This window comes from Enterobacter sp. ENT03 (assembly GCF_019218745.1).
Lineage (GTDB): Bacteria > Pseudomonadota > Gammaproteobacteria > Enterobacterales > Enterobacteriaceae > Enterobacter_D.
In genome coordinates this window covers 130,479-140,422 of record NZ_JAHUXA010000009.1, presented here as the reverse complement: position 1 = coordinate 140,422, position 9,944 = coordinate 130,479, and the positions used below count along the sequence as shown (strand labels likewise).

The following is a 9,944-nucleotide window of genomic DNA, read 5'->3' as shown; positions in this document are numbered from 1 at the left end:
AGAATGATACTAGTTTAGTAATGCTATGCCGCGGAAAAATGGAGGAAATATGAAACACTGTCGGGAATTGTCCGAATGGCGCACAGACTAACGTGGTCGCTGGCCTTGTTATAAAAATGTAATAAAAAGTTTATAGACTGCTCCGCATGGTTATTTTCCCGTCCTCTGGAAACAGGAAGTCGATATGAGCAGGCCACTAAAATCCGTATTCAAACAAGAACACAGCGATGAGATCAGCAACCGCAGCGCCAACCCGGTGTTTTCGGACGTGAAGGACGTTTTTCTCTCGCGGCGTCGTTTTTTACAGATGGGCGCGGTGGCGGGCGCTGCCGTGTCGTTCCCGGCATTAATGCGCGCAGAAAGCGCCTTTGCGGCGATGACCCAGCCGACGGCGCTGGCAAAAGCGGTATCGCTGGGCTTTACCAGCATTCCGGTTTCAACTGCCGATACCGTGACGGTGCCGGAGGGCTATATCGCGCGTCCGTTTTACCGCTGGGGCGATGCCACCGGGATTAAAGGCGTGATGCCGGAATTCAAATTTGATGCCAGCAATACCACCGACGAGCAGGCGGCGCAGGCGGGGATGCACCACGACGGCATGGCCTGGTTCAGCCTGCCGCGCGGTGAAGACAATGCCGCCCACGGTCTGCTGGCGATGAACCACGAATACATCGATAACGGCATGCTGTTTAAAGACGGCACCGCCAACTGGAATGCCGACAAGGTGCGTAAAGGGCAAAACGCCATGGGCGTCTCGGTGATTGAGGTGAAAAAAAGCGGCAGCGACTGGCAGGTGGTGCGCCCGTCAAACTATGCCCGCCGTATCACCGTCAACACGCCTATGGAACTGTCCGGCCCGGCACGCCATCACCCGCTGATGAAAACCGCCGCCGATCCGCAGGGTGAGCGGGTGCTTGGTACCATGCAGAACTGCGCCAACGGCCATACGCCGTGGGGAACTTACCTGACCTGTGAAGAAAACTGGTCCGATATTTTCGTTAAGCAAGGCGAGCGTAACGCGCTGGAAAAACGGTATGGCATTGCCGAGAGTGACGAGTCCTACCGCTGGAGCGAAGTGGATGCGCGCTTTAGCGTGGATAAAACCCCGAACGAACCCAACCGCTTTGGCTGGGTAGTGGAAATTGACCCCTACGATCCCAACGCCACGCCGCGTAAACACACGGCGCTGGGCCGCTTCAAGCACGAAGGGGCCGCGGTGACGCTGGCGGCGGATAAGCGCGTGGTGGTCTATATGGGCGACGATCAAAAATTCGAATACATCTATAAATTTGTCTCGGATAAACACTATGACGCAGGCAACCGCGACGCCAGTATGCAGTTGCTGGCGTCCGGCACGCTGTATGTCGCCCGCTTTAATGAAGACGGCAGCGGCGACTGGCTGCCGCTGGTGTTCGGGCAGAACGGACTTGATCACAGCAAGGGCTTTGAAAATCAGGGTGATGTGCTGATCAAAACCCGTCTGGCGGCGGATGCGGTGGGAGCGACGAAAATGGACCGTCCGGAGTGGATCGCCGTCGATCCTCACGCGGCTGGCAGCGTCTATTGCACGCTCACCAATAACAGCGATCGCGGCAAAGAGGGCAAAGCGCCGGTGGATGCGGCGAACCCGCGCGCTAACAATGTGTATGGTCACATTATGCACTGGCGGGAAGATAACGCCGATCCGGCGGCGGCACGCTTTAGCTGGGATATTCTGGTGCTCGCCGGGCGTAACGATGGCGATAAGCCGGAGGCGAAAGGCACTATGCAGGGCGCAGCGTTCGGCAGCCCGGACGGCCTGTCATTCGACCATCAGGGCGTGCTGTGGATCCAGACGGACGTCTCTTCCAGCACCATCAATCAGAAAGCGTATGACGGGATGGGTAATAACCAGATGCTGGCGACCATTCCCGGCAGCAACGATTATCGCCGTTTCCTGACCGGGCCGCGGGGCTGTGAGATCACCGGTATCGCCTTTACGCCGGACAACCGCACGCTGTTTATTAATATTCAGCATCCGGGGGAGGGCGGGGATGATGTGACCGATCCAGCGAACCCGCGCGCGGTGTCGAACTGGCCGGATAACCGACCGGATGGACGCCCGCGCTCGTCCACGGTGGTGATCACCAAAGCGGATGGCGGGATTATCGGATCGTAAGTGAGTCATTGTTTTTGCCGGGTGGCGGCTGCGCCTTACCCGGCCTACGATGTTGGCGATTTTGTCGGGTGGGGGTGGCGCTAACGCTCACCCGGCCTGCGTATCATTAGGTTGTCGTTGTAGGCCCGGCAAGCGTAGCGCCGCCGGGCAATGGTCAATAGGCAATGGGCAATAGGCAATCGGCATATTACCACTGCTTAATCACCGCCTCGCCAATGGCCGCGATCTGTTTGTTGCGTTCATCCAGGGTGGTGTTGCTGCCTGTGACGTAAATCACCAGGATGCGCGACGGCGTGCCGTCTGGCCCCAGCGCTGCAACAATACCGCGCGATCCGCGTTCACCGGCCCCGGTTTTGTCGGCTATATACCAGCCCGCCGGCAGGACCGAGCGCACCAGCGGCCCGGCGACTTTATCCTCTTCCATCCAGCGCACTAACTGCTGCCGCGAGGCCGCGGTCAGCGTGTTGCCGGTTAACAGCTGGCGCAGGGTTTTCGCCATCGCCTCAGGAGTGGTGGTGTCACGCACATCCCCCGGCAGGGCTTCGTTCAGCGCCGGCTCCACGCGATCCAGACGTGTCACCGCATCGCCGGTTTTGCGCAGAAACGCCGTCAGCTTTTGCGGGCCGCCCAGCGTGGAGAGCAGTAAATTGGCCGCGGTGTTATCGCTCAGGGTAATCGCCGCGTCACACAGTTCCGCCACCGTCATGCCGTCTGCCAGATGCTTTTCGGTCACCGGCGAGTACGTAATGAGATCGGCTTTCTGCCAGTGAAGGCGGCGATCCAGCTGTTCCTGTCCGGCATCAACGCGCGCCAGCACCGCGCCACACAGCAGCACTTTAAAGGTGCTCATCATCGGAAAACGTTCATTCCCGCGGTAGCTGCCCAACACGTTACCGGAAGCCAGATCCAGCTCCGTGTAGCCTGCGCGTGCCGCCAGCGTAGTTTCCGCCTGTTTGACGGCAGAAAGCGTGTCGGCGCGGGCGGATCCCGCCAGCGCAAGGGCCGCTAACAGCGGCATGACGATCAGACCAACGCATTTCATCATGTTATTTCCCCGTCGTACCGAACTGTACCTGTGCCCAGCGCGCAAGCCCTGCGGTCACCGAGCCGAAATCATCGCCACCGGCGATGGGAATGCCCGGCAACTTTTCTGCCAGCGCGCGCTTGATCAGCGGTGAACGAGCGCTGCCGCCGGTGAGGTAAATCACGTCCGGCGTTTCATTGCTGTTATCCAGCGCCAGCTGCACCTGTTCCAGAATGCGCGTCAGCGGCTGGCTGAGCGCCGCTTCCAGGCCGTCGCGGGTGATGGCGGTCGCCAGATCCTCGCTGATAAACGGCAGACGGGCGGTGACGTCATTGGCGTCTGAGAGGGCGATTTTGCTCTCTTCGGCGCTGCGCACCAGACGGTAGCTCAGGCGCTGACGCCAGACTTTGCTCAGCAGCGCCACTTTATCGCCGTCGCGGGCATCGCGCACCAGATCGTTTAACAGGCGACCGTTGGCGGTGCTGTAGAAATCGCTTTGTGCCGGAACATCGTTGATCGCCACGGCGTTCCACCACGGCAGGATCGGCAGGGCGATACCTTTTTCGGTCTGCCCCCCCATGCCGAGCAACGGCATCAGGTTTTTAAACGCCAGCGCGATGTCCAGATCGTTACCGCCGACGCGGCAGCCGCTGTGCCCGAGCAGGCTGGAGTCGCGGTCGCTGCGGTGATGCCACTGCGGCCCCATCAGCAGCAGTGAACAGTCGGTCGTTCCGCCGCCGATGTCCACCACCAGCACCCGTTTTTCTTCACTGAGCGTCGCTTCAAAATCCAGCCCCGCCGCCACCGGCTCATACTGAAACACCACGTCGCGGAACCCGGCGCGTTTTGCCGCGCGCGCAAGGATCCCCTGCGCCTGGGCGTTAGCCTCATCGCCGCCGAGGCCCTGGAAGTTGATCGGACGGCCAATCACCGCCTGGTCGATCGGCTCCGGCAGCTGTGTCTGCGCCTGTAAACGGATATGCAGCATCATGGCGCACACCAGATCTTCAAACAGCGCGATCTGCTGCGGCTTCAGGCCACTGGCTCCGAGGAAGGATTTCGGCGATTTAACAAAGTACACCTCTTCCGGATCCTGCACGTACTGATGCAGGGAACTGAGGCCGAACTGGACGCTGCCCGGCAGCACCTCGATGTCTTCATCGCGGTTGTAATTCATCGCCCGGCGCAGCAGCGCCTGGGTTTCTCCCTCTGTCGCCGGAACAGCGTGGTGACGGTGCAGCCATTCGCTGACCGCTTCGCGCGTCGGGGCGCACAGCATTGAGGGCAGCAGCGCGCTATTGTTTTCCATTTTTAACAGCTGCGGTGAGCCGTCACGCATCACTGCCACAGAGCAGTTGGCGGTGCCATAGTCAAAACCAATAAACATGTTGAATTCCCCGGGCCGGTGCAGAAGGGGGGCGACTTTAGCGGAATGGGATTTGAAAGCAAAGCAAAAAGTGCCCGGTGCAGGTAGTCTGTTATGAGAAAGTTAATTCCATCAGGAGAGGCTATGTATACACTTCACTGGCAGCCGCCCTATGACTGGGCGTGGATGCTGGGTTTTCTGCGTGCCCGTGCTGTGAGCGGGGTGGAAGTGGTGAGCGAGGGACGCTACGTGCGCAGCCTGGCCCTTGGCGAACACCGGGGGCTGATCGCAGTTGAACCGGATGAGAAGAGCCATACCCTGCGCGTGACGCTGAGCGATGGCCTGCTGCCGGTGGCGGATGAGTGTCTGGCGCGCATCGGGCGGCTGTTCGATCTCGCCTGCGATCCGCACATTATCAATGGCGCACTGGGCGATCTGGGCGCCGCCCGTCCGGGGCTGCGACTGCCGGGTTCAGTGGATGCTTTCGAGCAGGGGATCCGCGCGATTTTAGGCCAGCTGGTGAGCGTGGCGATGGCAGCCAAACTCACCGGTTATGTGGCAACGCGCTACGGTGAGCCGCTGGAGGGCGAACCGGACTTTGTCTGTTTTCCGCGCCCGGAGGCGCTGGCGGAGGCTGACCCGGCAGAGTTAAAAACGCTGGGTATGCCAATTAAGCGCGGGGAAGCCATCGTGCAGTTTGCCAGGGCGACGCTCGACGGGCGTTTTCCACTCACTGCCCCGGCGGATGTGGCGCAGGGCGTAAAGGATTTGCAGACTTTTCCGGGGATCGGGCGCTGGACGGCGAACTATCTGGCGCTGCGCGGCTGGCAGGCGAAAGATGTGTTTCTGGCGGATGATTATCTGATCAAGCAGCGCTTTAGCGGCATGACGCCCGCACAGATCCGTCAGTACGCCGCCCGCTGGCAGCCGTGGCGCTCTTACGCGCTGCTGCACATCTGGTATACCGACGGCTGGCAACCGTCAGTTGATGGCGAAATAGCTGGTGTTTAGCATCAGATCCAGCGGCTGTGGCGGGGAAATGGTATCGCCATAGATATAGTCGATGCCGATGCCGGAAAGCGTGTCCATCACTATCGGCTGGTGGGTCGGCCCGGCGATGCTTTTCATCCCCAGCCGCTGAGCGTGGCCCTGCACAATCGTGACCATCATTTCGTCCATCAGGTTGCCGTGGACGTTACTCACCAGATCCTGATCGAGCAGAATATAATCGGCGACGTAAGGCGTGAGGTGGTTGAAGAGTTCCAGGTCGCGCCCGACGTGGCTTAAGATCACCTGACAGCCTGCTTCGCGCAGTTTATGCAGCCCGTCAGCAATGCTGGCGTCGTCGCGCATCAGCGCATCGGCCTCAATGACCAGATGCAGCAGGCGCGCAGGCATCTCGCTCTGGTGCAGGCTTTCCAGCAGCTCTTTCACCAGGGTTTTGCTGGCAAGGCCGGTGGTGGAAAGGGGCAGCGCGACGCTTAACCCTTTGCGGGTGACGGCGGCGGCGCTGTTGCGGAAAAACTCCTGGAACACGCGACGGTCAAGGGCGCGGATCAGTTTGTGATCGCTCAGGGACGCGCGAAATGCATGCTCTTCCATGACATCGCCATTGCTGGTCCACAGGCGCAGCGACAGCAACCAGAAGTTGCAGGATTCCGGCACGCGGGGCGAGGCGACGCCGCGGGCAATCAGCAGCAGCGGGTTGTCGTTGATCATCCGCGCCTGCTCCTCCGCCGACATCTGCAAGCGGATCTGATGCATGTCATCCTGTTCAGGCTCATACACCGTGACCATGCCGCGCCCGCCGTTTTTCGAGGCATAACAGGCAATATCCGCCTGTGACATCACTTCAGAGGCCAGATAGTTGGTTTCGTCGATAAGCGTGATCCCGGCGCTGGCACCAATGCGGTGTAAACGGCCTTCCCACATAAACTGGTAATCGTTGATGGCGTGGATCAAGCGCCCGGAGATATAGCGCGCGCTTTCGATGTTGCAGTCCGGCAGCAGCAGACCAAATTCATCGCCGCCCAGACGCGCCAGAATATCGGTGGTGCGCAGCATACTGAGCATCAGCGAGGAGATTTCCCGCAGCAGCGCATCCCCCGCGGCATGGCCGGCGGAGTCGTTCACCGCCTTAAAGCGATCGAGATCGATATAGACCAGCGCGTGACGCTGGTGGGTTTCCTGCACGCCCTGTAACAGGCGTTTGAGATGGTTTTCAAAACTGACGCGGTTGGCCAGATGGGTAAGGGCATCGTGGGACGCGCTGTAGCTGAGCTGGCGCAGCATTTTGCGCGATTCGGTCACGTCCTGGATCACCAGCACAAAGCCGATATTTTGCCCGTCCAGCGTGCTGAGTGGCGTTACGCTGTAGTGAATATCGTAGGTGCCGCCACTGCGGCAGTGCAGCACCACATCCTGCTCGATGGCGGAACGGGACATATCGCCGCTGTGAATGTTTTCCATCAGCGGGCCGTTATCGCCAAAGGTAATGCGCAGCACGTTCAGCAGCGCCTGGCCCATTGCCTGCTCCTGCGGCCAGCCGCTCATTTTCTCCGCCACCGGGTTCATAAAGGTGATGTTCATGTTGACGTCGGTACAGAGCACCGCTTCACCGATGGAGTCCAGCGTAATGTGCAGCCGCTCTTTTTCCTGGAACAGCGCTTCGTTCAGCTGTTTCACCTCGGTCATGTCCATATTGATGCCGAGCAGGCGTTCCACTTCGCCATTTTTATTCAGCACCCGGTTGGCCAGGGTACGAATATGGCGCACGCCGTCTTTCACATGCACACGGAATTCCAGCTTAAACGGCAGCCGCGACACCAGCGAATCGCGCACCACCTGCTCGGTCATGGCGCGATCTTCCGGCACCACGCAGTCATACCACAGCTGCCAGGTGGGCTTGACGTGTGGCGGGATCTCGTAAAGCTCAAACATCCGTTTATCCCAGCTGATGATGTCCGTCGCCAGCTCCCACTCCCAGATGCCGATGCCGCCCGCTTCATTGGCGAGCGTGATGCGCTCCATCAGGCGCTTATTGACCCATTCCGTTTGCTTAAGATCGTTGATGTCTTCGATTTGCGAGATGAAATAGAGCGGCGTGCCGTCACCATGACGCACCAGCGATACCGCCAGCAGCGCCCAGACCACATCGCCATTGCGCGTGTAGTAACGCTTCTCCATCGAATAGCTGTTGATCTCGCCGCGCACCAGGCGTTCCAGCTGTTCAAGGTCGCTGTTGAGATCTTCAGGCCAGGTCACTTGCTGAAAGGTAAGCGACCGCAGCTCCTCCTGGGTATAGCCGAGAAATTTACACAGCGCTTTATTCGCCTGTAACCACTCGCCTTCGGTGCCGACCAGCGCCATGCCGATGGCGGAATACTCCATGGCGTTGCGAAACCGCGCTTCGCTCTCGGTAATGTGTTTGCGTTCAGTACGAAAGGCGTACATCACCATGGTCATCACGTAGGCGGGCAGCAGCATCATGATAAACGGCAGCCAGGGCACGTTGAGCATGACAGAGGAGTTTTGTGGCGTCAGGGCCGAGGGATCGGCCGCCACCATCAGTGACACCATCATCACGGTAGTGAGGAAGATCAGAAAGGCTTCCAGCCGTGGCAGGCGCACCGCGCTCCACATCAGCAGCACAATCACGGCGGTAAACGGCCACGGCAGAAATTTTATCGACAACCAGCTCAATGCCAGGGTGATCACCAGCGTCACCAGCGTTTCGAGCAGCAGCTGGGGTTTGCGATGACGCAGCAGATAGTGACTTTTAAACAGCAGCCCCAGCGGGATCAGCGCCATTGCGCCAATGGATTCCGACAACGTCCACAGCATAAACGCGCGCAGGGGGTTTTCGTTGTCGACCAGAAAAATGACCAACAGGCCGCCGATGAGCGGAGGAATGACGGCGCTGCCGATGGTCAGACGGATCCAGTCATTCAGGTTTTGCAGCGGGTTATACCACGGCAGCATTTTACGCAGCAGTACCGCGCCGATCAGCGCTTCAATAAGGTTTACCCCGGCATACCAGAAACTGACTTTTTCGGCAGGGAAAAATACCAGTGATGCGCCAAGCGTGCCGAGCGTACAGGCCGCGGCGATGCCGGGCCACATGCGGCCCGCGTGGCGGTAAAAAGCCACCATCATGATCGAGGTGGAAAACCACAGCGGGGCCAGAAGCGTGCCGAAGCGGGTTAATTCCAGCGCGAAGAGGGTAAAGATAAAAGTGACCAGTCCTAAACTGAGTAACCGCAGTAAAGGATTCGGTGTTGTCACCAAAACGCGCTGGTATTGTTTATTCATTACCACGTTATCCGCAGACCCTGATCGGCCCGGAATATTCACCGGGCGAGTTGAATTTGAAATTTGGATTATGCTAGTACAAACAATTTACAATTCCTATCTTGGGCGCTCATAATTTGACATCACAGTGTTATTAATTACTTACCTGATGCCATTTCCCCCTGAGTCGCCGCAAAAGTGAGCATTTAAATTTGCGTAAAGGCGATACCATCCATTCACAGCGTGAGTCTGTCTCTGTGACCTAATCAACTGGTATCACGACGGCGAAATCCCTATAATTGCCGCGTTTGGCGTTTCGGCGTCGTCCTTCCTTAACATCCAGGTTAACCAGGTCGCAAAAATTTATGACTGATAAGTCTCATCAGTGCGTCATTATCGGCATCGCCGGTGCATCCGCTTCAGGTAAAAGTCTCATCGCCAGTACCCTCTATCGCGAACTGCGCGATCAGGTGGGCGATGAGCATATTGGCGTCATCCCGGAAGACAGCTATTACAAAGATCAAAGTCATCTGTCCATGGAAGAACGGGTAAAGACCAATTACGACCATCCGAGCGCGATGGATCACAGCCTGCTGTTCCAGCACCTGCAAACCTTAAAAAATGGCAGCCCCATTGAATTGCCGGTCTACAGTTATGTAGAACATACCCGCACGCAGGAAACCATTCATATTCAGCCCAAGAAAGTGATTATCCTCGAAGGGATCCTGTTGCTGACCGACGCCCGCCTGCGCGATTCGCTGAATTTCTCTATTTTCGTTGATACCCCGCTGGACATCTGCCTGATGCGCCGTATTAAGCGCGATGTGAATGAACGCGGTCGCTCGATGGATTCGGTGATGGCACAGTATCAGAAGACGGTACGTCCGATGTTCCTGCAGTTTATCGAGCCGTCTAAGCAGTATGCCGACATCATCGTGCCGCGCGGTGGCAAGAACCGAATTGCGATCGACATTCTGAAAGCCAAAATTAGCCAGTTCTTTGAATAGTCTGCTTTTGAATAATCTGCGCGAATTGTGTACCGTTCGACGCAGTATGCTTAACCCCCGACAAGAGCACTTGCCGGGGGATGCTGTATCTAAGGAGAA

General features: G+C 58.2%; 6 protein-coding genes. 3 read left to right on the top strand and 3 right to left on the bottom strand.

Annotated elements, in window-relative coordinates:
- The first annotated feature begins 184 nt into the window (after positions 1-184).
- A complete protein-coding gene (locus tag KW828_RS13400) occupies positions 185-2,158 on the top strand; it encodes a PhoX family phosphatase (protein ID WP_218336811.1) in 1,974 nt (657 codons plus the stop codon).
- A gap of 187 nt (positions 2,159-2,345) precedes the next feature.
- Here KW828_RS13400 and bla read toward each other — a convergent pair whose 3' ends face one another.
- Positions 2,346-3,200, bottom strand: coding sequence for a class A beta-lactamase (gene bla / locus KW828_RS13395; protein ID WP_218336842.1), 855 nt, complete (start codon positions 3,198-3,200; stop codon positions 2,346-2,348).
- A gap of 4 nt (positions 3,201-3,204) precedes the next feature.
- Positions 3,205-4,569 carry a molecular chaperone gene (gene yegD / locus KW828_RS13390; protein WP_218336810.1) on the bottom strand — a complete coding sequence of 455 codons (1,365 nt, stop codon included), beginning with the start codon at positions 4,567-4,569 and terminating at the stop codon, positions 3,205-3,207.
- A gap of 123 nt (positions 4,570-4,692) precedes the next feature.
- On the opposite strand from yegD, the gene alkA reads away from it, so the two are divergent.
- Complete coding sequence (alkA, locus tag KW828_RS13385) at positions 4,693-5,559, top strand: DNA-3-methyladenine glycosylase 2 (protein ID WP_218336809.1); 867 nt, start codon at positions 4,693-4,695, stop codon at positions 5,557-5,559.
- Here the strand turns inward: alkA and KW828_RS13380 are convergent.
- Positions 5,530-8,859, bottom strand: a complete 3,330-nt coding sequence (locus KW828_RS13380; protein ID WP_218336808.1) for a diguanylate cyclase — start codon at positions 8,857-8,859, stop codon at positions 5,530-5,532. The genes alkA and KW828_RS13380 overlap by 30 nt on opposite strands.
- Positions 8,860-9,203: 344 nt before the next feature.
- On the opposite strand from KW828_RS13380, the gene udk reads away from it, so the two are divergent.
- Positions 9,204-9,845, top strand: coding sequence for a uridine kinase (gene udk, locus KW828_RS13375; RefSeq protein WP_218336807.1), 642 nt, complete (start codon positions 9,204-9,206; stop codon positions 9,843-9,845).
- Positions 9,846-9,944 lie beyond the last annotated feature (99 nt).